This window comes from Plantibacter sp. CFBP 13570, assembly GCF_014841395.1.
In the GTDB taxonomy this organism is placed as follows: domain Bacteria; phylum Actinomycetota; class Actinomycetes; order Actinomycetales; family Microbacteriaceae; genus Plantibacter; species Plantibacter auratus.
In genome coordinates, this window is record NZ_JACYTW010000027.1 from 25,814 (window position 1) to 49,219 (window position 23,406).

At 62.9% G+C, this 23,406-nt stretch carries 16 protein-coding genes; 7 read left to right on the forward strand and 9 right to left on the reverse strand.

Going from position 1 to position 23,406, the window contains the following annotated elements:
* Positions 1 to 5: 5 nt before the first annotated feature.
* The 4 genes from IFT89_RS10840 to IFT89_RS10855 form a co-directional block, all read right to left on the reverse strand.
* The gene (locus tag IFT89_RS10840) at positions 6 to 302 is read right to left on the reverse strand and encodes a type II toxin-antitoxin system RelE/ParE family toxin (protein WP_192018389.1); all 297 of its coding nucleotides are present in this window, start codon (positions 300 to 302) and stop codon (positions 6 to 8) included.
* Complete coding sequence (locus IFT89_RS10845; protein WP_192018614.1) at positions 299 to 532, reverse strand: type II toxin-antitoxin system ParD family antitoxin; 234 nt, start codon at positions 530 to 532, stop codon at positions 299 to 301. Before IFT89_RS10845 ends, IFT89_RS10840 begins: the two co-directional genes overlap by 4 nt.
* A gap of 87 nt (positions 533 to 619) precedes the next feature.
* Positions 620 to 895: a hypothetical protein gene (locus tag IFT89_RS10850; protein WP_202938935.1), complete on the reverse strand. Its 276-nt coding sequence runs from the start codon at positions 893 to 895 to the stop codon at positions 620 to 622.
* A 217-nt stretch (positions 896 to 1,112) separates the two neighbouring features.
* A complete protein-coding gene (locus IFT89_RS10855) occupies positions 1,113 to 1,877 on the reverse strand; it encodes a CPBP family intramembrane glutamic endopeptidase (RefSeq protein ID WP_202938936.1) in 765 nt (254 codons plus the stop codon).
* A gap of 659 nt (positions 1,878 to 2,536) precedes the next feature.
* On the opposite strand from IFT89_RS10855, the gene IFT89_RS10860 reads away from it, so the two are divergent.
* The 5 genes from IFT89_RS10860 (at position 2,537) to IFT89_RS10880 (ending at position 12,996) form a co-directional block, all read left to right on the forward strand.
* On the forward strand, positions 2,537 to 3,796 hold the full coding sequence (locus tag IFT89_RS10860; protein WP_202938937.1) for a hypothetical protein: 1,260 nt from the start codon (positions 2,537 to 2,539) through the stop codon (positions 3,794 to 3,796).
* A complete protein-coding gene (locus IFT89_RS10865) occupies positions 3,796 to 6,327 on the forward strand; it encodes a DUF7507 domain-containing protein (RefSeq protein ID WP_202938938.1) in 2,532 nt (843 codons plus the stop codon). The genes IFT89_RS10860 and IFT89_RS10865 overlap by 1 nt, the downstream gene beginning before the upstream one ends.
* Positions 6,328 to 7,537: 1,210 nt before the next feature.
* Entirely contained in the window at positions 7,538 to 9,982 is a 2,445-nt protein-coding gene (locus IFT89_RS20575; protein ID WP_274605573.1) for a helix-turn-helix transcriptional regulator, read from the forward strand.
* A 362-nt stretch (positions 9,983 to 10,344) separates the two neighbouring features.
* Positions 10,345 to 11,913 (forward strand): SpaH/EbpB family LPXTG-anchored major pilin, encoded by a 1,569-nt coding sequence (locus IFT89_RS10875; protein WP_202938939.1) that lies wholly within the window; start codon positions 10,345 to 10,347, stop codon positions 11,911 to 11,913.
* Positions 11,914 to 12,078: 165 nt separating this feature from the next.
* Positions 12,079 to 12,996, forward strand: coding sequence for a class C sortase (locus IFT89_RS10880; protein ID WP_192020021.1), 918 nt, complete (start codon positions 12,079 to 12,081; stop codon positions 12,994 to 12,996).
* 267 nt (positions 12,997 to 13,263) lie between these two features.
* Here the strand turns inward: IFT89_RS10880 and IFT89_RS10885 are convergent, their stop codons facing one another.
* The 5 genes from IFT89_RS10885 to IFT89_RS10905 form a co-directional block, all read right to left on the reverse strand.
* Positions 13,264 to 13,743 (reverse strand): hypothetical protein, encoded by a 480-nt coding sequence (locus tag IFT89_RS10885; RefSeq protein ID WP_192020020.1) that lies wholly within the window; start codon positions 13,741 to 13,743, stop codon positions 13,264 to 13,266.
* 47 nt (positions 13,744 to 13,790) lie between these two features.
* Complete coding sequence (locus IFT89_RS10890; RefSeq protein WP_192020019.1) at positions 13,791 to 16,010, reverse strand: SpaA isopeptide-forming pilin-related protein; 2,220 nt, start codon at positions 16,008 to 16,010, stop codon at positions 13,791 to 13,793.
* A gap of 721 nt (positions 16,011 to 16,731) precedes the next feature.
* Positions 16,732 to 17,457 (reverse strand): DsbA family protein, encoded by a 726-nt coding sequence (locus tag IFT89_RS10895; RefSeq protein ID WP_202938940.1) that lies wholly within the window; start codon positions 17,455 to 17,457, stop codon positions 16,732 to 16,734.
* 163 nt (positions 17,458 to 17,620) lie between these two features.
* Entirely contained in the window at positions 17,621 to 18,178 is a 558-nt protein-coding gene (locus IFT89_RS10900; protein WP_192020017.1) for a PepSY domain-containing protein, read from the reverse strand.
* Entirely contained in the window at positions 18,171 to 18,857 is a 687-nt protein-coding gene (locus IFT89_RS10905; protein ID WP_192020016.1) for a hypothetical protein, read from the reverse strand. The genes IFT89_RS10900 and IFT89_RS10905 overlap by 8 nt, the downstream gene beginning before the upstream one ends.
* A 1,584-nt stretch (positions 18,858 to 20,441) precedes the next feature.
* Here IFT89_RS10905 and IFT89_RS10910 point away from each other — a divergent pair.
* Positions 20,442 to 20,984: a hypothetical protein gene (locus IFT89_RS10910; protein WP_202938941.1), complete on the forward strand. Its 543-nt coding sequence runs from the start codon at positions 20,442 to 20,444 to the stop codon at positions 20,982 to 20,984.
* A gap of 2,015 nt (positions 20,985 to 22,999) precedes the next feature.
* Positions 23,000 to 23,406, forward strand: a 407-nt coding sequence (locus IFT89_RS10925) for an iron chelate uptake ABC transporter family permease subunit (RefSeq protein ID WP_202938943.1), incomplete at its 3' end; no start/stop codon positions are given.

Sequence of the window (23,406 nt, forward strand, 5' to 3'; positions counted from 1 at the left end):
GTCATTCACAGATGGTGGGCTGGGTCCATCCGCTGGTGGAGAACGCGGATGACGTCCACGCCGCCGATCTCGTCGTTCACACGGTAGAACACGACATGGCTGACGACACTGTAGCTCGAATACCCTGAGCGGACCTCGTCGCGCGCACGGCCACGTCGGGGGTCGTCTGCGATGCGCTCGATTACGGCTCGGAGCTCACCGATGTAGGTCTCGGCCTGCTGGGCGTCCCAGCGCTCGGCGGTGTAGTCCCAGATCAAGGAGAGGTCGAGCTGTGCGGCCGGAGTGAGCCTGTAGCCGGTCATGCCTTCTTTGCTGCGACGAAGGTATCGAAGTCGAAGGGCTGAGCTCCTCCACTGGCTTCGCCGTCCGACAGTGCAGAGCGCAGAGCAGCCAGGTGGGTCTCCTGGTCCTCGAGCAGACGCAGACCGGCACGGACAACGTCACTCGCCGAGCGATACCGACCGGAGGACACCTCCCGGGAGAGCAGGCTCGTGAAATGGTCATCCAGGCTGATCGAAGTGTTCTGGGCCATGCAGCAATAGTACCAAGAATTGGTATTCATGGGAAGGCTGTTCGCTGGTCGCTCCACTCGACCGGAAGACCGCCCTCAGCGCCCGAGCTACACCACCATTCTCGCGAGAACGATATTGCGGTCACCGACGGGCATGACGGGCCGGCCCACCGGCCGGTGCACGCGACGAGCGATGCAATCGGTCGGTTCGAATGCGGCCACGAGCGTGAATTGCCCATAAATGGTGTCGCGACGAGTACGCACGCCCTCGAGCATGAGCTCCACCACTCCCAACGCCGTCCCGCCTGCGACGGGGCATCCCGCGCCGAGCAGGTGGTCTACAGCTATGACGCTGACGCCGGATACGCACTCGATGGTGCGCACTGCGCTGTCGCGGATCGAGGTGCGGGCCCTCCTAGGAATAACACTGACCGCCGGGATGCCTTCACGACGGTCAGCTCCACCTACCCTACTCGCCAGACGCTGACCGCTCATCCCGCCGACTGATGTGGGCCACGTGTTCGCCGCCGGGACCGCGGTCGAAGGACGATCCGCCTGCTTGATGAACGAGGCGCCGCGTCTGCAAGTAGACGGAGCTGCGCTACTGGGCGCCGAGCAGGTGCACAATGACCACAGCGAGCGGTCCGCCGAGGACGAAGTTGTTCACACCGTGCATGAGCAGCACGACCCAGATGTTCCGAATCCAGAGATAGATCAGGTTCATGAGCAGACCGGCGCCCGCGAAACTGAGCGTGAGGAGCCAGTCTCCACCGAAGTTGTTGACATGGATGGCACCGAACACGAGCGCGTTCCCGGCCACAAGGGACACCGCGAGGAAGCATCTGTGCCACACCGGGAACTTGAGCAGGAGCGTGTGCCGGAACGTGAAGTCTTCGATGAGAGCCGTAACCACTGGCGAACATGATGCGAAAAGCAAGACGAGGAACGAGACTGTCTCAGCTGGTTCCGGCTGAGCCGGCGTGATGTCGCTAGCACTGTGCCCCAGAGACCGCAGGAGCGTGCCGAGGATGGTCGTGACGACCTGCAGGGCCATGAAGCCGAGAATGACCAGGCCAGTCGCGCGCCATTTCACTCGCGCGAACGCACGCCAGTGGCGCGCGAGGAGCTCACGATTCGCAATGACGAGCACCGAGAACAACACGATCCGCAGCGTGGTGTCTGAGATGACCTGTACGGCCAGGTCATTGGTGAGGGCGGACGTCGACCAGGCCAGAAGGAAGACAGTCGGGATGGCCGCGAGTGCGATCCAGTCTCGCCCGTGCCAGGTGAACGTCCGCGGATACTCCTCCGCTCGGATAGCTCGCAGAAACGTTGACTTCGTTGCGCCGTCGTCGTATCTCATCATGGTCCTTCCTTCAGCTGGTCTGTCAGCGGAACACGTGCACGCCGAACGACGAGCTCGTTCGGATCATCAACCGGCAGTATGACCAGATCACATCTGACAGCAGCACAGCGATAGTCCGGCCCAAACCCGTGGCGATGCTGAGCAATTCGGCACAGGTTTGAGTGGTCGATCGACACATCCCTCGGTCACCCGACGACGCATCACGCACGCGCGGCCACGGAGGCGAACGCCAGGCCACGGCGCGGCTCCTTGCAACCCGCCGGCGGGCGGAGTCCTCTGCGCCAAGGACGACGCGGTGTCCCACACCCGCATCCCGAATTCCTCCCCAGCGACATGGTCGGTCCACTCAATATTTCTCCCCTGGCCCAGAGGAAGAAGTTCACGCGCGACGGTCGTGACATCGAAGATCACGTTCCCGCGGACCTCGTCGCCTCCACCGCCTTGCGCGCAACAGGGACGCATGACCACTTAGAACGGGCAAAACAACCACTCTGAGTGCAACCAACAACACTCAGGACCCGTTCGGCGGGCCAAGACTTAGTAGAGCCGTCGGGGAAATGGTGGTGGGCGTTCTGTGCATTGATCAGTTCCCGGACGAGTGTGTCCGTGGGCGCCGGGAACTTCGACCAGGCGCATGTCTGATTGAGGTCTGGAAGAACATGAAGTCCAAGCAACACAACCGTTTGTTCCGAACGCTCCCGGCGGCCTTCGCTGCCGCGATTCTCGGAGCCATCGTTCTGGCCCCGACCGCGGCGACCGCCGCGGAAACTGATGCGCTGGTGATCACGAGCCGGGCCGGGAGCCTCGAGGCCTTCGCTGGGCTCAACGGCACCGTCAGTACATCGATACGCAATGCGTCCGGCGCTGACCTCGCTGACATCTTCGTCAGCTATGAGCCGACTGTCCTGGACTCGGGGATGACGCTGCCGGGCGTTGGCGAAACCTACTTCGACCCTTCGTGTGCACAAGTCGCCGGAGCCGGGACCACTGTCGTGTGCGGCCCGCTCACCATTCCAAGCGGTCAGTCCGCCAACCACAATCTTGCCTATAACCTGCCAAGTGACTTCCTCCTCGTTCATGGGGACGGACCGACCCTGTTCGGGACGACCGCTACGGTCTCGTCCGCAGCAGCGGGGTATACGTCTGCCGGCTACGTCGATCAGCAGCGTGTCCGTTCGGACATCTACCTGCAGACCACGGTGAACGTGGTCGACGAAGGGGCGGCGCCCGCAAACAGGCCGACAGCGCCACGGAATCCGCAGTTCAGCGCAACGCCGTCGCAGAACAAGGACATCCACATTGTTGTGACGCAGGGCGGACACAGCGATATCCGCGACGTTCGCCTGCGATTCGCCCTGTCTGACGGGCTCTCCCTCCGCTTTGTCCCCAACCAGTGCACCGTCGAAGGCTCCGCGGTGGATTGTGTATGGCCGCGTGCGAACGCCGGCACGTTTGCCACCTTCGTCATTCCCGTTCGCATCTCCCCCACAGCACGTCCTGGAGAGGTCATTCCATTGCTCGATCCAGCCGCGACCGTGCACAGCAGCAACGAGCCAGCCACTGTCTCTGGCGTTTGGACAGCAGCCGTTGTCGGCGGACCATTCAGCGTTTTAGTGGCCGCACCGACGGACCCCGTCGACCCGGCAGTACCCGTCGACCCGGCAGTACCCGTCGACCCGGCAGTACCCGTCGACCCGGCAGTACCCGTCGACCCCGCAGTGCCGGTCGGCCCGGTGGCTGTAGATGCAACGGCGGCGACGTCCGCCGCTCTAGCGAAGACTGGTCTGGACGCGATGATGCTGCTGACTCTTGCCGGAGTCGGCGTGCTGTCTCTCGCCGCAGGGCTCACGCTGGTGATGCGGCGGCGGCGCGCGGCGCGCCCTGCACACACGCCGAGCTCTGCTGAGAGGACCTTCTGATGCGCGCCTACACCCGAACACTGACAGCCCTTGCTGCCGCGGCAACGCTGTTCCTTTCTCTGTCGCCCGTGAGTGGCGCCAACGCCCTCAGCAGCCCCGACACCACCTTCTCGGACCTCGCTCTCCGGGGGTGCGTAGCTCAGGCCCTCGGCATCGACGCGCGCGAGCCGATCAGCTCCGAGCAAGCAGCATCTCTCCGAGAACTCAATTGCAACGGGCACCGAATTGCCTCTCTTGAAGGCATCGAGGCACTCTCGGGCTTGAGCAAGCTCAGTTTCACTGGCGCGCCGCTGACGGCTGGCCTTGCCCCATTGAGTGGCCTGCCAGAGCTGGCATCGGTGAGCGTGACCGACGCGCAACCGCTCGACCTCACCAGTCTCGCGAGCCTGCCGATGCTCACCTCACTCTCCGTCAACCGCTCAGAAGTCCTCGACCTCACGGCACTTTCTGGGATGACGCAACTTACCGAGGTGCGACTCAACTCCGTCAAAAACAACCACATCGAACCGCTCGCAGGTCTACTCAACCTCACCACCCTGCAGTTGAACAACAACGGGATCTCCGATCTGGCTCCGTTGCAGGATCTGCGGGAACTGCAATTCTTCGAAGCGACCGCAAACCAGATCTCGGATCTCTCACCGATGTCGGGATGGACCAAGCTGCAACACGTGAATCTCCGCACCAACCAGATCACGGACGTCACTCCGCTACGAGCTCTCACGCAGCTGCGCACCATCAACCTGGAGTCCAACACGATCTCTGACGTGACGTCATGGAGCAGTCTCACCGGCGTCACCTATCTCTCCCTGGACCACAACAACATCGTCGATCTGGATTCGTTCGTCCCCATGGTCGGCTTGGAGACGCTCACGCTGAGCAACAACCGTGTTGAAGACGTCGCCCCACTCCGCGACCTCATCTTCATCGATCACCTCGACCTGTCCCGGAACCAGATTGTCTCCATCGAACCGATCCGAAACCTGTCGGCCCCGAACTATGTTCTCCTGAACGGACAACGCCTCACCCTTCCCGTCATCCTCACGGGCCACACCCAGCACAACCCGGTGCAGTTCCTCGACGGCAGCCCTCTCCCCGTTTCATCTTCGAGCGCGCGGTACGACGAGAGCACTGCCAGCTGGACGTTCGACACTGCTGGCCAGAACACGCTCACTTGGACCTCTCCTGACCTGGGCATCGGGAGTTACTCGGTGTTCTCCGGCACCATCACCCAGGAATCCGTCACGGAATCCGCATCGCTCACACTCACCAAGACAGGTGCCCTCACAAACCCGACAGCAGGACCGACAGCCGGGCAGCAAGCGCACTACGCGTTCGAGCTCATCAACACTGGAAACACGACGCTGACTCAAGCAACCATTGACGATCCGATGCCGAATCTGTCCACGATCTCCTACTCCTGGCCGGGGACCCCTGGTCAGCTGCTCCCCGGCGAGTCCGCCACCGCCACCGCCACGTACACGCTTCAGCAATCAGACGTCGATTCCGGCTCCCTCACGAACGTCGCAACCGCTGCCGCAACAACCGAAGGCGGGACGCCGGTTGCTTCCGATCCGGCGACTGCAACGATCACCCTCGATGAAGAAGCCACACTGACACTCACGAAAACGGCCGACAGCTCGAAGATTTCCGACCTCGCCAGGCCCGGAGACCTCATCTCCTACACGCTGGGCGTTGAAAACACCGGCAACGTCACGGTGTCCAACGTGGCAATCGTCGACCCGATGGAAGGGTTGTCAGTCATCTCCGTCAGCTGGCCTGGTCCTGCGGGCGAGCTACGCCCCGGAGAATCCGCATCGGGTCAGGCCCTATACGCCATCACGCAGGCAGACATCGACGCAGGTGCGGTCGACAACAGCGCATGGGCGACCGGCGAAAGTCTGGCAGGCACACCCGCACAGTCGAACACCGCGTCCGTTCACACCCCCCTGCCGACTCAGGCAAGCCTCAGCCTCGTGAAGACAGCAGACGACGCAGCACTCCAAACGCCCACCCAGCCAGGCGACACGATCCGCTACCAGATCGAAGGATCAAACACCGGCACGGTGACCCTCCACGACATCATCGTCGCGGACGAGCTCGAAGGCCTCACCCCGCTGTCGTTCGACTGGCCGGGAACACCAGGCGAGCTCGCTCCTGGTGAATCCGTGTTCGTGTCGACAAGCTACAACATCCAGCCCAGCGACCTCGGATCATTGATCGTCGTGAACACCGCTATCGGCACGGCCACCTCCGCCAGCGGAACATTGCTCGAGGAGCGCGCGACGGTCACGACCACCCTCCACCAGCCCGATGCGGTCCCGCCTGTTCACCCTGACGATCCGGCTGCCGTAACACCACCCGGAAGCCCGGCAAGCGCCGATCCCACTGAATCATCGGCATCACCCGCGACCGGCCTGCTCGCGCTCACGGGTAGCACGCCAATCATTCCGCTGACGATCGCGACGGGTGTCCTCTTGCTCGGCTTCCTGCTGCGTGCACGTCGTTCCCGGAGTGCCACTTCGCCCGAATAGCCAAGCGACAATCGCCGCCCCGATGCTCACCTCGAGCACCGGGGCGTTCGCGTGGAGCGGAAGTAGGCCTGTGGCGTGGTCCATCGGCTCGGGTTGGGTGACGCACCTGAAACCTGCTCGGGGACGGTACGACCTCCTCCTGGCCGCCTTCCCACAATCGGACCCGACCCGCTGACAGTCCTGCTGATCGGCATCGTGCTGACCGCGGCCGGCTTGATCTTCGTGCTCCGTCAGCGGCGCAACCGCGCGGCGGCCAGCGGCCCAGGTCGTTGTCTCGTCGCAGGTGGAACGATGGGCTTGGCGCTCACCACGTCCGCTTCCGCGGCCACCACGCGCGCTTGCGCCCCGGCTTTGTCCCCGACATCTGACCTGGTCGTGGGGGCGCTGCACTGGTCCGGACGGCCTCCGGTTCGCGGGAGCTTCACCGAGCTCGCACCTGGTTCACTCAGCAACGCAACGCTCCGTGACGATCCCCTTCTCGCGGTGACGATCCCGAACCAGCCACACGGTCACCGGGCCGTGAACCACAGCTAGGTCTTGCAACCTGACGAGAGCAACATCCGCCCAGACCGACCAGGATCATCACTCACTGCCCGCGTTGAACCAGACGCCGACAACCCGAAAGATCGACGACCAGCACGGCGTTCCCGGCTACTCCTCCATCATCATCCGCCGTGACTTGCACCTCACTCTGGCCTGCCCCGAGGAAAACGAGCGTCCGATCGACACTCAAGCGATGAGCTTGCACCACCCTAATGTGTGATTAGGGCACCCAGGGCCGGGGCTTCCCTACCCACATCGGCTCGGCGCAGCGCATTGTGGAACACGTGCTCTTCGCAGGTCTTCGACTCAATACCACGGTAGGTTTCGGGCCCGCCTCGGTTTTCCGGCATGCAACCGGATAGTCGCGGCCTGTGGGACACGCCATGCCTCTTACCCATCTGGGCGGCATGGCACGGGCGGCGCCCTCTTTTCGGGTAGAGATGGTGCCGCCCCTTCAACTTCACACGCTGCTCGCGAATCCTTCCCCGGCGTCGCGAGTGGGGCGCGCTCTTCGATCGCGTCTGGCTCAGGTGCATCTGAGCTGCGCCCTGGAGGCACTCACCTGACTGTCTCCAGGGCGCTCAATGGAAGACCATCGTCAGCGTCCGCTGGTAGGTTGACATCCACACGAATCGAGCGGACCTCGCCAGCGGAGATGAAGGCGCCCATGTATCTGTTCAAAACGGTAACCCGCGACGTCGTCGAGCATGTCACCAGCGGCCGCAATGTGATGCTGTTCGGGCCCCTCGGAAGCGGGAGAAGCTCGGTCCTTCGCGAAGTGGCCGCGACGCTTGAAGCACGAGGGGGACGTGTCCTGAGCGCACAGGGAGACCTGGGCGGGCGGCAACTCGGTGGGCAGATTCTTGAGCAGCTGGGATTGCTGCGGCGCTCATCTGACCGGAGCCCTGCGGCGATGTTCACCTCGGCACGAGATGCCCTCCTCCAGCAAAACGATGCGGTACTGGTGATCGATGACTACGAACAGGCGGACCCGCTATCGGTACACTTTCTGAGCTCTGTCACGTCACGGGTGAGGACGGTTCGGTCTTATACCTCGGGCGCGCTCGCGTCCCCCTCCTGGCCAGAGGTATCGATCGACCTCGAACCTCTGGACTTCGAGCAGGTCAGAGTCCTCCTCCACGAAGAACTGGAAAGTCCCGCCTCACTCGCCCTCACCGCGCGGGTGATGAGCAAATCCGGCGGGTTGCCGGAACTCGTTCGTGCGATCGCCGGGAGCAGCCGACTCGAAGGACTCATCGTGCTCGAGAATGGCGTATGGCATCTGTCCTCCTCGTCGCTGTGGAGCACCCACCTTCGCTCGTTCGCCCAGCGACACTTGCACGAATTGAACGACGAAGAGACTGCACTGCTCTACCAAATTGCTCAGGGAGAGCAGACTCATGAACCGATAGCTGCTCTTGCCAGCCGCCCCCCTCTGCGCTCCCTGCTGCGCCGTCAGCTCGTGCGAATGGCGCCAACCAATCAGTCAGAGCCAGTTCTGTACGTGTGGCCGCCGATCGTTGCCGACCTCCTCCGCCGGGAGGTGCTTCCAGGTTCAAATGTCCCGGCACGTCCGACTTCCGAAGCGTCAGCACCCATGGAACAGACGCTGACGGGGCGGATCTTCCAGCAGGACGCAGACGAGCTTGCGCCGCTCATGCTCCAATCCTGGGAAAAGGAGCGCACGCCGGCGCGCGCCCATGCCTATCTGCGAAAAGCAACGGGCAGCCGTTTTCAGCGCGCCGCGATCGAGCGGGTGTTCCACGAAACGGTTACGTCCGGGGTCGACCCACTGGACGCATTCCTGTTCGAATTTCAACACGCGCAGTGGGTGGCGCTTGACCTCGGGGATCTTCGCGGCGCGTTGGCCGTTCTGAGAGCGTACGGCGAACAACCGTCGGCTCTGCGCCCAGCCGCCCAAGCCGCCGCGGTCCTGTTGACCGTCTTCCTCGACCGCATCCCGGAAGACTATGGCGACGGGCTCTCCGTCGAACACGACGTGACAGGCCTGACAGGGATTGTGCGGTCCATGATCTTGCTGTTTTCAGGGAAAGTCGATCGGGCGCGAGACGCGGCACCGACCGCGGCTGATCAGCTGTTCTCGCCAGCCTTTCATGGCTATATTCTCCCCCTCATCAGTCTCTATGAGGGAAACCTCGAGCTGGCCGCGGAACGTGCCGACGCCTCGCGCGCGTCCGCGCTCATTGCGCACGATCGACTCCATTATCTGGGTGCGTCCTACGCACTCGCGTTCACTTACGCGGGTGGCGGCCAGATAGCGTCACTGGATGCGGTGATCGGCGATGCACTGAGTACCGCGAAGGCCACGATGTTGCTCCGACCGTTCTTCGGGGCAACGTTGGGAATCGCGGCCGTCAACGAGGCGTTCCGGACTGGCGCATCAGATAGTTCAGCGGCACTCATCGCCGAGGTCGAATATTACGTTCCTCGCCCAGGTCCGTTGTATGGGATGGGGAGTGACGTCCCCGCCATCGTCGCACATCATGTTCTTGATCCGGTGTCCTTCGACCGCGACATGGCGAACGCCATTCGTCGACGTCGAGAACTCGGCTACTTCGCTGCGGCAGCCAGCCTGACCGTTGTCGCCGGCTGTGTCTATGCCGGCCCGCTCGTCTCTGCAGAAGCGACGCTTCTCGGCCAGCGCGTGCAACTCCCCCTCTACGCTCGGGCGCTCAACCTGATCCCTGCGCTTGCCCGTTCAGATTTCGCTGCGGTCAACGACATTCTGGTTGCCCCGGCAGCGGGAGATATCACGTTGCTGGAACAGATCGTGGGATCTGAGTTGCGTCGGGCTCAACGCAGCGGGGACGACGATATCGTCAGCGCGTTGCAGGGCCCCCTAGCGGAACTCCAGCGCAGGGCCACCGGCTCCTTCCAGCCGATCCGTTCGAGTCGAAGCGCTCTGAAAGTCGCAGAGCTCACTCCTCGCGAACGACAGATCGCCAGTTTGGTTGCCGACCTTAAGAACGCTGAGATCGCTGAACAGCTCAACATCAGTGTCCGGACGGTGGAGAACCACATTGCCAGCGCTCTGCGCAAGACCGGCACGGCAGATCGCGTGGCACTGTCCAGACTCGTGCTGAGCAGGTAAAACCAGCCGGCCGGTAACGCGATCGGTCGCCATCGCGTGCATTGTGGACGCGGCGAAGCATTCGCTCGCTACAGGCACCTATCTCACGCTACCTGACCCCCACTTGGCGTGCTCGGCTTGCTCATTTTCGCGCTCTGCCCGCCGACAGTCGCGGCGAGCCCGCGAGCATAGCACCGGCGGTTGGCAACCAAACTGCCATCACAACCATCTCGATACCGGGTGTGCTCGGGCTGATGTGCGACCGGCAGCACGGAACTGGGCCTGTCGCAGCGCGGCCGGCCACGTCGGCCGTTGGGTGATGTCGATGGCTACGCGGTGGGCCGGCGCTGGTTCCTTGCCATCCATCCAACATTGGAGCAAACATGACAAATCCTGCACAACGCAGGCTGCTGAGGGCAGCTGCCGCCACACTGGTCGGCGGTGCGCTGGCCCTGGGCAGCGTGGGCAGCGCGTACGCAGCGACGAGTTCGACAATCGACGCCACCCAGTCGGGATCGCTGACGATCCACAAATACGAGCAACCGAAGAGCCCCACGGATCTTCCGCACGACGGTCGGGAGCTCTCGGCTGCTGATCTGACGGAGCTCACACCGCTTCCCGGCGTTGAATTCACAGCGACGAAGGTGGCCGGCGTAGACCTCACTACCAACGCCGGATGGGAGTCGGCGCAGGCCATGACGACAACCACGGCCGCTTCCGCCGTCAGCACCGCACCCACAGACATCCACCGGGGAGTCACCGCCGCGGACGGGACGCTCTCCCTCACCGGGTTGGACCTTGGGCTGTACTACGTGACGGAATCCAAAGCCCCAGCTGGCGTGGTCCCGAGCGCACCATTCCTCGTGACGCTGCCGCTGACCAACCCGCTCGACCAGTCGAGCTGGATGTACGACGTGCATGTGTACCCGAAGAACTTCGCGGCACACACCGAGAAGACCGTCTCCGACAGCAGCACTGTCGCCGTGGGAGATGACGTCACCTGGACCGTCCGCTCGATCCTGCCGATTGACGGCACGGACGGTTACCAACTCACCGACACGCTCGACAAGCGCCTGACGTTCAAGTCGGCAGACGTCTCGATCAACGGCACCAAGCTTGACGCCGCGGACTACACCTCCTCCTCTGTCGTGAGCAGTGTCACGGGGCGCGCGACTGTCCTCGTGAAGCTGACCGACCTTGGCCTCGCGAAGGCAAACCTTCCCGTGAACAAGGGGGCCGCTATCGAGTTCGCGTTGGTCACCACGATCAAGGAGCTCGGTGACATCAAGAACGTCGCCGAGATCTACGACAACGCCGACGACATCACGAACAAGACGCCCTCGGGATACACGCCCGGCCACCCGGACGAAGAGAACCCGACGCCCCAGCCGAACGACCCGACCGATCCGAACAACCCGTTCGACCCGATCCCGGGAGACGATGCTCCGGTCACGAAGTTCGGCGAGCTGACGATCAACAAGATCAGCGCGGCGGATTCCAAGGTCCTCAGCGGCGCGAAGTTCCAGGTGTACACGAGCCTTGACGCGGCCAAGGCTCAGGATGCTGCCGGCCTCGTCACTATCGGTAGTGAATCCGTGTGGACCTCCGACGCGAAGGGACGTGTTTCCATCGCCGGCCTGCGTTACTCGAACTGGGAGAACAACGCGGCAATCGCCGACCAGAACGCCTGGAAGCACTACTGGCTCGTCGAGACGGCAGCTCCTGCAGGCTTTGAGCTGCTCGCCGAACCCGTTCAGTTCGACATCACGAGCAACGACGCAACAGTCGTCGACCTTGACGTGAAGAACGTTCCCGGCAATGGCGGATTCTTCCTCCCCATCACCGGTGGCGCCGGTGGTTCGTTGCTGATGGGCGCGGGCGTGCTCCTCGTTGTGGGTGCCGTCGTACTCACGATCCGCAACCGCCGTGCTGACGCAAAGGTCGCACAGTAGCCACATCCCCAGTACGAGGTCGGTCTGGCGCTCACGTGCCAGGCCGACCTCTCTCTGTAGTAGCGATCCATCCTGCCCCCGGAAACTCACCCGCTCGACGAGGTATCTCCCATGAAACACTCCCCCGCGAGCCGCCGGAGACACGCGTCTCGTTCCCGTTCCTCGATGAGGGCGATATTTCGCCGCATACCGGTCACGATCATTGCTCTGGCTGGGATCGGACTTCTGCTCTACCCTGACGCGGCAAACTGGTTCGCTGCTCGAGCACACGCCACGAGTACCAACAGCTACGCCGAGAAACTCGACGACCTGTCAGCATCGGAACGAGCGGAATCGCTCGAGCGAGCGAGGACATACAACACCCGAATCGGTGTTCAAACGCTTACGGACCCGTACACCGATGTGGCAGAAGTCGCAGCGACCTCGGATGAGTACCTGGATCAGCTCCATGTTCCAGGAAGCGATGTGATGGCCCGGATCCGGATACCCGCGATCGACATCAGCTTGCCGATCCGTCATGGCACCTCCGATGACAGCCTCCTTGAAGGTGTCGGTCACCTGCAAGGGTCGTCGCTACCGGTGGGAGGGACGAGCACCAACGCCGTGCTCACCGGACACAGTGGCTTGCCCGGCGCCGCGCTCTTCACCCCGCTGCATGACCTGGACGAAGGAGACCTGATCTTCGTTGACGTGTTGGGTGAAACGCTCGCCTATCAGGCGTTCGACTTCGCGACGGTCGTTCCCACGGAAACCGATCGGTTGCGGATCGTCAACGGTGAGGACTACCTCACGCTCATCACCTGCACACCTATCGGGGTCAATAGTCACCGCATCATCATTCGAGCCTCGCGCGTGGATCTCCCGGACGATACTCGACCCGAGGACACGGTCGCGCCCGACGAAATACCGTTCCCGTGGTGGGTGATCATGCTCAGTGCTGTGAGTGTTGCCGCGGGGCTGTACCTGATGTGGCCCGCGATCGCGCGTGGTCGTCTCGCGCGTCGTGGTCGGCTCGCGCGTCGACACACGTTCGTCGAGGTCGACGGCCGAAGCCGCAGCAGACGCCGCCACCTGCTCAGTTAGCCTCGCTACACTGCTGGCCGTGCAACGCTCCTACAGGGTGTTCTCGCGCTGATTGATTCGTTGCGGAAGTGGTCGAATGGTCTGCGATTGCCGGGTTCCACCTGCGGGATAGGCGGCGCGATAGCACATCGAGGACGCTCTCGGCGGTTGGCCGATTCGTGCCACCGTAGGTGGTACGGCATGACGCGAAACAGATCGTGGATCATCCTCGGGCGGAGGCGGCTGGATCGCACGATATCAGGCCGTACGGCGTGCTGATCACACGGCCTACTCTGCGTCGTCGACGATCGACAGGCCAACGAAGTGCATCTGTGGACGACCGTAGTAACAGGTCTGCAGGAGCACGTCGCCAGGTATTCCAACGAGCGCATCTGACGTGACTCCGTATTTGGCTGTGTCCCGGGTGCCCGCCACCCGGTACTGGCGGATGATCCCGTCAACCTCGACGTTGACCAGCTGCCCGATCTCCCACGACAGCACGATGTCTCCCCCGCAATAATTATGTGCAGCCCACAGCGGTGGAACGTCATCCCGGTGTCCGTCCACCATCTCCGAGAAGGTGCCGTCGCAACGATCGAGCAGCGTTTCTGCGCCGGACTGACCGAGCGTGACCGTTGGGATGGCATCACCGGCGAGCGAGCGCGCAACCGTGATCTTGATGTCCCCATACGTTCGTTCCACGGTTTGAGGATCCACAACAGCGATTCCGACGGTGATGAGTCCTGCCCCGATGAGGGCGACGCCCAACGTCGCGAGCGTTCTGCGCCATGCCCTTGAGGCCCAAGACGGGCTCGTCAACGAACGCCGGGCATCTCATCGTGGTGTTTCTTGCCTCGTCGACCCAACCTCCGAGAGACGAACGCAGCACAGAGCGCAAGACTGAGCAGAGTTACTCCCCCCGCGACGAGTGTCCCCGTTCCGGCACCTCCCGTGGCTGGCATGTCGAAGCGAGGGCTGTCGGTCACGACCAGCGTCCCGCTTTCGATCGTCACTTGCGAGTTCAGGGCAGGGTTTGCCAGTTCGAGCGCTCCGCCGGCGGCGACGGTGAAGGGAACTGCTTGCGCAAGGAGGACATGTCCGTCTGGCGCTTTCGATTCACGGATCCAGTAGGCACCGGGGGTGATGCCGAGTACTTCAAATGACCCGGTGGTGCCGGGCACCGCAGAGACAGTGATTCCGTTCAGCGGTTCGCCTGGTGCGCCGTCGACATCGGTCAGGATCTCGAATCCGGCTCCGTCCAGCGGGGTGACCTGCCCGTTGACGGTGCCGCGCTTGAGAATGTCCATCCGCGCCGAGACGACGGTGTCGGTCTGGCAAACCGGCGCGGGAGCGGCGCCAGCCTCGCAGGTGGCAGGAGGTGTATCGCCGGTGCCGGCGACGACGTTGTGGAGAACACTGTTCCACGCATGGTCCGCGACTGTTGCTGTGTAAGTCAACTTTGCCGGGTACCCGGCGATGAGGGTGAAAGGGGACGAGGTAAGAACCGGTTTGCCGGGAACCGGGTCGGGGATGTTCTTGGTGACCGTCCGAGTGCCCGTGGGGACAAACCACAGGTAGGTTCTCTCTTCGTAGGTCAGCGTCGCGGAACCGGCAACAAACGCGGCGTTGTTCAACACGTTCGTGAGGTCATCGGTGAGGACAACGTTGCCGGTATCCTCGGTGGAGCGTGCTGTGACGGTGTACGAGACGTTCTCCCCCGGTGAAACGTAGGTTCCGCCCCCAGCCACGGATGCGGCCTTGTCGATGCTCCAGACGGGCCCCTTCGCGATTGCTGTTGTCGTCGTTGACACGTTGTTGGTGTTGTTCGGGTCGCTGTCGATGCCAATCACCGTTGCGGTGTTCTCGACGGACGTACTTTGCGGGGCTGTGACCGTTCCTCGAATGATGATCGGTTCAGCAGAAGCACCAGCCTCGAGAACGACGGGGACCGCTGCGGCACGGTCCCCCCCGGCAAGCACAGGGCGGTCCGGGTCGGTCTCGTCAATCGACCACCCGGTCGGCGCGGCACTGCAGGAGAGGTTCGGGCCGGCAAGACGGCAGCCCTCAGGACCGGACACCAGCACAGGATCGACGACCGTGGCTGGTATCGCGTCACGGACGATGTATCCGTGCGAGGCCTGATTTGCTGAGTTGTTCGTGACATTCATCGACCATTCGATCTCATCACCGGTGCGTACGGTTGTCGGCGCCGACTTCACGACCGAGAGATCAACAGCCGGGGCCACAAGACCCACTCGGACCGGCAGCCTCCCCACTTTGACCGCGAAGCGGTCATACGCCAGCGGGCCGATGACAACCATCGCTGCATACGAGACCGTGAGCGTGACCGAATGAACGAGACCCGAGATCTGGACGACCGGGCGGTCATGCGCGATTCCCGTCTTCTGACCGAGCGTCGGAGTGTAGGTGAAGCCGTTGTCGCGGTACGCGACGTCGACTCCTGGGACTGCCAACGGGTTTGTTTCGTAGGTCGTCATGGCCGTGCTGTAGGCGGTTGGTGATTCACCGTTGATCGCGGAGATTCGGGTCTCGCTCCACGATGCGATCGCGCCGAACTCTGGCAGCGTGTCTTCGGTCGTGGACATGGAAACGTCGTAAATAGCCAAGCCTGGGTTGAGCACCGGCTTGTCGTACGTGATCGTGACGGTGTTCACATCACCGCATTCGAAACGCTTCCCTTCCGCCAGCCACTCGTCTTGCGTTCCAGCCCAGTCGGCAGGGGGTTCAAGACAGCCCACCGTCAGCGGATCGTCCAACGTGGTTCCTGCAGAAGGTCCGCCAGGCGGGAACAGCTCGAATGATTGGGCATACGGGTAGGCGGCTGACTTCAACCGAAGCTGTCCTTGACCTCCCACCTGGAGCCTGGCGGTCTGGTTCCCCAACTGCACCTCAGCCTCATTGGCGTCAACGAAACTCGATGAACTGACGTACGAACTCGAGTTCTCTGGAACAAGAGCAGACGAACCGGCCCCGGCCGCAGAACTGGTCGGCACGAGTCCGAGCGACAGCGTCACCACGAGTAGCGTCGAGGATGCACACCACTTCGTCACGCCAGACAACGAATGGTTGCTCGACCGAGCTGTGGCCGGACCCAACAAGCGCATGGCATCTCCAGAGAATCGACAAGGGAACAGGTACCAGTATCGGGAGCACGTCACTCGTCTCCGTGCACGCGTTGCTTCTGCCTGCCATGACGCACAACAACTCAGGGGGCAATGGGGCAATGGCTAGGTGCTGGCATGCAGCATCGTGGGTGCGTGCACCCGATGAGATCGGCTCCTGAAGGCCTCGACCGACAGGTTGGGGTTCGTGCTCGGCCAATTGTCGGAGGCGTCGAGCACCACCGGGCCTGTCGCTACTGCGGCCTCAAGGAGCCCCATCGTCTCCTCGACCGGGTTCGTCCTTCCGCCTCATCGGCGCGCCGACGAGGCGGGCACTGCGAAGCGCAAGGAGGCATCGCGATGCGATCCAAATCCGGGAGGGCGTCTGACGCTCGGTTCGGTGGGAGACAGGACGATAGCCGAAACACACTGCGGGGAGGAGGCACTCAATCCCGGTCCTTGATCCAACTCCGGCAGCGGGCACGGTGTGAGCCGCGGTCTCGTTCGAAGGCTCCGACCAACAAGCACGGTCAACACCGGGGCGCAACCACGTGCACTGCAAACCTGCGGTCAGGCCGATTTCGGTTGTTGCTGCGCACGTCACAACCTGCGGGAGGGGACGCCGGCATTGGCTCTATTGCGTCAGGGAAGCCTGGTAGAACTGTGCAAAGTGTTCAGCGTCGTCGCTGTTTCCGGAGTAGAGATGTCCGTTGACGATGGTGGTGGGAACGGCGGTCAGGGCTAGTGCTTCGCTGGTCGGGAGCGGACCCTGTAGAGCCTCGGCGGTGATGTCCCGCACCCAGGCTTGATAGGTGCGGAGCGTGGTTGCGTCGCTCAGCGAGACGTTGAGCTGGCCGGCAATGCTCACGAGCTCCTGATCGGAGAGACCAGGGGTGTTCTCTGCGGGCTGGTTGGCGAAGACGGCAGAGAGGTAGCCGGGGAGAGCAAAGGGATGGGATGCCGCGACATCGACGATGCTGGCTGCTGCGCGAGTGGAGTAGTTGGTGCCAACCGAGAGCCGGTCAAGGAGCGCCACTGGGTGGATCCGCAGCGTTGCGCGCCCGTCGTCGACCTCGTCGAACAACAGCTGTCCACTATCGGCTTCGAAGATCTTGCAATACGGGCACAGCGGGTCCAGGTAGAGGTCGATGACTGTCGCGCCCGAACCGAGGCTGATGTACCCGCCATCGAACTCCACCGCGCCGACAACACCCGTCAGCGAAGACGTAGGGTATGAGTCCTCCTCCTCGGATGGCATGGCTTCGCTGCCGAGACAGCCGCTGAGGATGATCGCATTGATGAGCGCTGCGAGGAAGACTGCACCCCGGCGTCGCCGCGGACTGAGTTGAAAGAACGCCATATACTGCTCCTCAGGGTATGTCTGGACACTGTGGTTCTCAGGACTGAGCCCTCGTGCAGGGGCTCACGGTCGTGGACGATATGAGTGAACCAGCGAGCCGATGGGTTTGTAGCTGCCCGGTATCGTCTGCCGGACATCTGCGGATCCGTGATCGTTGCGGTGGCTAGTCATCAACGTCTGTGACTGCTCCGGTTTCACCGTCAACAGTGACGGTGATTCGTTGGCGCCCCGTCTCGAAGTCGATCTTCCAGCTCAAGAGAGCGCCTTCGTTTCGAAGATCGATGTTCGTGACGTGGACTGCTCCGCCGACCGATCGGCTAGCCTCTTCGACTGCCTGAGCTGCGGACCAGGAGAGTCCCGGGCCGGTCGCGTCACGATTCGTGTTGAGCCACAGGTCGCTGCGGTTGATCTGTGCTTTCGCGCTGACGAATGACTGCAACGTTTGTCGGAAGTCGTCATCTGCGAACCAGTTGGAGTCGGAGGAACTCGATGAGTGTGCTTCGAGATACTCACGGTATTGCTCCCGCGCGGCGAAGAACACCTCGAGATCGGATGCTGGATTCGTCGACGGTGTGGCCTCGCTGGCGGAAGTAGCGGGCGTGCTTGGGTCTGCGGCTCCGATCGGTGCGCCCGTTCCAGGCGCGGTGCACGCCGATGTCGACGCGATAACGCTCCCGACGACAAGCGCAAGCGACATCCGCCAGATGCGTTTCTTAGTCATCAAGTCTCATCTCCACAATCTGAAAGTTGGTGTCAAGACGTAATTTGTGAACAGATCCGTCGACGAGTTCGATCCGATAGGGAGCATGCGAGGAAGCGTCCAGCTCCAATTCGGTCAAGTAACTGCCGGGGTATGCCGCCAGTGCAGCAAGAACGGCTGAGTTGATGTCCTCGATGCGCCAGGTGCCCGGGAACCTTCCATCGTCGGAGCGTTCGGTCTCGATGATGGTGGCCTTGTCGTCGACCACGCGAACCTTGCTTTCCAGACCATCCGCCGTCTCGAAGTGAACGTGCCACGCGCCAACAGGTTCAGCCTCCACGGACCTCAGATCGCTCACATCGCCTCCGACGGCCACGTTGGCCAGGCGAATGACCTCCAACAGCTGTTCAGCGCTGTCCGTACCCTGTGGGCCGGCCGTCCGCGGCGGGTCGTTCGAATCGGGTCGGCCCGGCGTATCAACGGTTGGACCGCTCGCAGCTGAAGGCGAGCGATCCACGAAACGGGAGCTCGCATCGGCCATGGGCGTGGACTGGTTGCCATTGACGTTGCCGATCAACAGGCCAACGATCACGGAAGCGAGGACGACCAATGCTGCCAGGAGCGCCAGGGTGAACCAACGCCAACGACGTTTTTCCGGTCGAGGTGACCTGTCCAGATCTATCTGTTGAGAGGGCTTCACGGGGTTCAATTCGGAGTATTCGCTTTCTCAGGCGGGCCGCTGCCGCGGCGGTGGTTCTGGAATCTGGTGGCGTGTTGGGCGTCTCGCCGACCACTCATTGCTTCAAGGACGGACGCTCACGCCGATAAGATCCGGCTCGCCAGGTCACGCAACGTTTTGTCTGGTGCTCGCCGTCGGTGCCGGCGACTCACGGGCAATGACGCGGGCGAGTAGGTTCGGTCCTGATCGACTGTCCCGCACCGTGAAATCGCCGATGTGTAGACGCGTACCGGTGCGTTTAATCTCTCCGACGATCAGGTCCTCTCGTGCAGAGACGACGACAAGGCGATCGCCCTCCTGCACATTTCTGGGATCCGAGAGGGAACGATCAGCCCCCCGGTCGTCCTCGCGTGAAGACTCAGGCAGGTCGGGAACTCGTGCTGCGACCGCGGAGCTCGTCGCGGTTGTCGTGACGACGGTACCCAGTTTTCGGCCGGCGAAGCGAGCCAAAACTTGCCATTCACCAGCCGCCATAGGAAGGTCGATGGCCCGGTGTACCGAGGTTCCTGTAGCGATGAGGTCTCGAGTGATTCCGGCGATGATTTGGTGAATCACGATGGTTGTCCTTGCGGGTAGTTGGGTTGACTCGGCACTCCGGGAAGACGACGAGGCGCGCCGGCCGCGCCGAGATATCACGCTCCCCGATGGGTCGCATCGTGAAAACTGGATGCTCGGGCCTGCTAGGACAAGTTTCGAACTGGGAGTCTGTGCTCGTTCTGACTTGACACCGTTTTGAGTACTAAACAGCATGAAAACCAGTGATCGGTGGGGTGCCATGCGTGGCTGAGGACCACCATTCAGGGGAGGGCGCGGGGCGCGACAGCGCTACCCGGCTGACGCGGAACCTCTCGATGACCTGACACGCACGATCGATCTGATCGAACTTCGCCCGCGGTGCACTTCTCACTGGGTGCGTGCGAGGGAGGGCGTGACATCCATCGTTACTCAAGGAGCGTAGATGCACCTTCGCAACCATCCCCGAAGACCGGGCACAGCGCGCATGGGCGACACCAAAACGGGGCGGCTCGAAAGCCGCCCCGCCTGTGGATAACTACCCGCCTGACATGCGCGGATAACGTTCAATTATGTCAAGATTTCGCTTTCGCGCAGGACAAGCATCTTCTGGTTCATCGTCATCGTCGTTCGTTTTAGCTTCGTGTACATGACCGTGGTCGTTCTGTCTGCCAGGTGATTCGGAGACCAGCACCAGGATGCGGATCTCCCCCGACGTCGTGGCGACCGGTGAAGGTCGGTGTTTGCGGTCTTCTGTTGTCCCGCGTAAACCGAAGACGGGGCATGTTTCGAGGCCTGGCATCCTCTCAACAACTTTCGACAGGCTCGTTTGGGGGAAATATGAATGCAGCGACAGATACACGCCCGGGTTCACCGACGAAAGAGCAGCCGATGCCGCGGGGCGCATCATGGGCGCGTCGCCATCAGCGAAGCGCCTCCCGCCTTGGATTCTCCACAGCGGTTGCCGTTATCGCCATCTCGCTATTTTCAGCGCAACCCGCGTCTGCGGCTTCGGCCGCGGCTGAGGAGCAGGTGACGCTGAGCGCCGCTGAGGCAGCTGAAGTTGCCGCCACTGCGGCGATCCCAGCGGTCTCACCGACGGGACTCCCTATCGACAAGAGTGCAGTCGAGGGGTGGCGCATCGAGGGCGTTGTTACCTTCGTGAGCTACGAGTTACAGGACGCCGATACGAGTTCTCGCTCGCTCACCGGCGCGTACCTCGACGCATCAGGAGCCACCGTCTCCACCGTCGATGTGGTTGGATCCGGGGAATCGATGCAAGCATGGTCCAACGGCGCACGAGTCGACATTGCTGCACAACTCAACACGCCGGACTCGAGCCAGAACGGCACCAACAGTGCAGAGCGGGCCGCTCCCACCACGACACGAGACTTCTGCTGGTACTTGAATAAGTACGCCGAAGGGGAGATCGCGCTCGGCACCCTGGTCGCCGCCGCCGGCGGTGTTGCCGCGCTCTTCTCAGGCCCAGTCGGCGGCGCTGTCGCGGCCGCGGGTGGACTGAAAGCTGCTCTCGGAGGAATGTACAAGTGGCTGATTTCACTTTGGTGCATCTAACTATTGTGGAATCGGGAAGGAATTCGAGCTATGAATAACCTCACTCCACGGTGGCTGCGCATCCTGCTCTGGATCGTGGGAGCGGTCAATGCCATCCTGGTCGTCGTCAATCTCCTCAATGGAGATCTGGCAGCAGCGATGCCGTTTGGGATCGCAGGCGGCGTGTGCTTGGTCCTGGCCGCGACCCTCCCTCGGCGCAGGCCTGGCTCATCACCCGCAGCCGCGGCCAGTAGACGCTGAGCGCCGGAGGTGGGGCGGCCGAGCGGTCGGCCGCCCCACCTCCCCCGCAGCCGCACCGTCACTCGTAACCCCAGTTCCAAGAGTGTTGTGGCCGCCGCATCGCTCGCGGAGTCGTTGCGGTTCCAATGGCAGACAGGGTGGCCGCGGATCCACAGCCGAGCAACCCAGAAATACCTCGCGGCCGCAGCAACCCACGGCCCCAACCGAGCCTTGGAGCCTCCGTTGAGCGGCGCCTAGAAGCACCTTGCTGAGATCCGAATCTCCCTCTCCGAACCGCCCGCCGATGGTGCGGACCCAGGCATCAGGTACTTAGGTGGCGACGGAACGGAATGGCGATCGGTTTGGACGTGGTCCATGCAGCCGACGCCGATACGGTTCGAGATCCGAACACCGCTCGGCGTTAGCCCTATCGATCTGTCGGCTCCAAACTGACCGCGGGCGCGTCGTGCGAGCCCACCGCGGACGGCCCTGATTCAAGCAGGAACAGGCCCGAATTCGTCAGCTCCTCGGAACCACGACAGGCTGGGTGAGAGACAAACGCATACTTCAATCACCACGGCGACGACCGGCCCTTGCCAAAGGGGCCCACCGAGGCGCCAGACCGGCGCTGCGTGAACCCCTCAGAGAAGCGGGCCCGCGCCGATTGCTCAGTCCATGCGCTTTCTGACGCATACAGCGGGGAGCATCGCAGGCCCAAAGACTCAAGGTTGACCTAGGTTTAGTTAGGTATACCTATCCTAACTTGATCTTTGCTACAGTCGAAGCGCTTCCCTTCCGCCGAAAGATTGGTCTTCGCTGTGCTCCGCCGGTCCTCCCTCGCTGTCCTCGTCGCCACGTCCGCCCTGCTGCTCGCCTCCTGTGCCTCGACGGGAGCCGCCCCCGAACAGTCCGCCGGCAGCGGCGGCGGCTTCACCCTCGAGCACCCCTCGATCGACGGCCTCGCGATCGACTTCGACGCGCAACCGAAGAACATCGTCATGGACTGCTACGCATACAGCTCGCTGCACGAGTATGGCGTCGAGCCCGTCGCTCTCTTCGGATACGAATGCGACAACCCCTTCGTGATGGGCGATGCCGACATCTCCAACATCGAGGTCGTCGGCACCGACGGAGAGATCGACGTCGAGAAGCTCGCCAAACTGCGACCCGACGCCATNTCTTCGGCGGCGACGTGGCCTCCGATGCGATCGTCCAGTCCGACGAAGACCTTGAGCAGGCAAAGGAAGCATTCAGCGATGCCATCACCGACAAGAAACTGAACCTCATGCTCACGAGCCCCGCCAAGGAGATGCTCTACACCGGCGTCGGCTTCGCGCAGGCCGAACTGCTCGAAGAGCTCGGCGCCACCATCGTCGGCGCCGACGCTCCCAAGACCGGCAACCCGTGGGGCCAGGTCGCGTGGGAGGATGCCTCGACCTACCCCGCCGACATCCTGCTCGTCGAGGGCTACAGCGAAGACTTCTCGTTCAGCTCCGAACTGTGGGACGCGCTTCCCGCCGTGCAGGCCGACCAGCTGGGTGCCTGGAGCTCGAAAGGCGCGATGACCGCCTCGACCTACGCGGCGTGGCTGAACGACGTCGCCGCGCTCGTCTCCTCGTCCACCAAGGTCTCCTGACCTTCCGATGCCCTCGCAGCCCACGGCATCCGTGTCCGCCCCGAACACTTCCCTGTCCGGGGCGGACCCGCGTGCGTCGGCAGCGAGCAATTCGAGCCGACGGCGGTGGATCGGACTGATCCCGCTGGCGCTCCTATGTCTCGCGGCGCTCGCAGCCAGCATGCTCGTCGGTTCGCGCAGCCTTCCGCCAGCCGATGTGGTGCACGTGCTCTTCCACCCCGACCCCGCCGACGCCATCTCGCAGACGGTCTGGCTCTCCCGCGTGCCGCGCACGGTCCTCGTGCTCATCGCGGGCGCAGCCCTCGGCGTCGCCGGGGCCCTGATGCAGGCTGTCACCCGCAACCCGATGACCGACCCCGGCATCCTCGGGGTGAACGCGGGCGCATCGCTAGCGGTCGTTGTGGGACTGGCATTCTTCGGAATGACGGACATCTCCCAATACATGTGGTGGTCCTTCGCGGGCGCAATGATGACCTCAGTGCTGGTCTTCATAATCGGCAACACCGGCTCGGCCCGCGGCAACCCGGTGCGCATGACGCTGTCGGGTGTTGCCCTTGGGGCCGTGCT

Excerpts from the sequence above, each read along its gene's own strand:
- IFT89_RS10840 (WP_192018389.1), bottom strand. The coding sequence starts at position 302 with ATGACCGGCTACAGGCTCACTCCGGCCGCACAGCTCGACCTCTCCTTG.
- IFT89_RS10845 (WP_192018614.1), bottom strand. The coding sequence starts at position 532 with ATGGCCCAGAACACTTCGATCAGCCTGGATGACCATTTCACGAGCCTG.
- IFT89_RS10855 (WP_202938936.1), bottom strand. The coding sequence starts at position 1,877 with ATGATGAGATACGACGACGGCGCAACGAAGTCAACGTTTCTGCGAGCT.
- IFT89_RS10860 (WP_202938937.1), top strand. The coding sequence starts at position 2,537 with ATGAAGTCCAAGCAACACAACCGTTTGTTCCGAACGCTCCCGGCGGCC.
- IFT89_RS10865 (WP_202938938.1), top strand. The coding sequence starts at position 3,796 with ATGCGCGCCTACACCCGAACACTGACAGCCCTTGCTGCCGCGGCAACG.
- IFT89_RS20575 (WP_274605573.1), top strand. The coding sequence starts at position 7,538 with ATGTATCTGTTCAAAACGGTAACCCGCGACGTCGTCGAGCATGTCACC.
- IFT89_RS10875 (WP_202938939.1), top strand. The coding sequence starts at position 10,345 with ATGACAAATCCTGCACAACGCAGGCTGCTGAGGGCAGCTGCCGCCACA.
- IFT89_RS10880 (WP_192020021.1), top strand. The coding sequence starts at position 12,079 with ATGAGGGCGATATTTCGCCGCATACCGGTCACGATCATTGCTCTGGCT.
- IFT89_RS10895 (WP_202938940.1), bottom strand. The coding sequence starts at position 17,457 with ATGGCGTTCTTTCAACTCAGTCCGCGGCGACGCCGGGGTGCAGTCTTC.
- IFT89_RS10900 (WP_192020017.1), bottom strand. The coding sequence starts at position 18,178 with ATGACTAAGAAACGCATCTGGCGGATGTCGCTTGCGCTTGTCGTCGGG.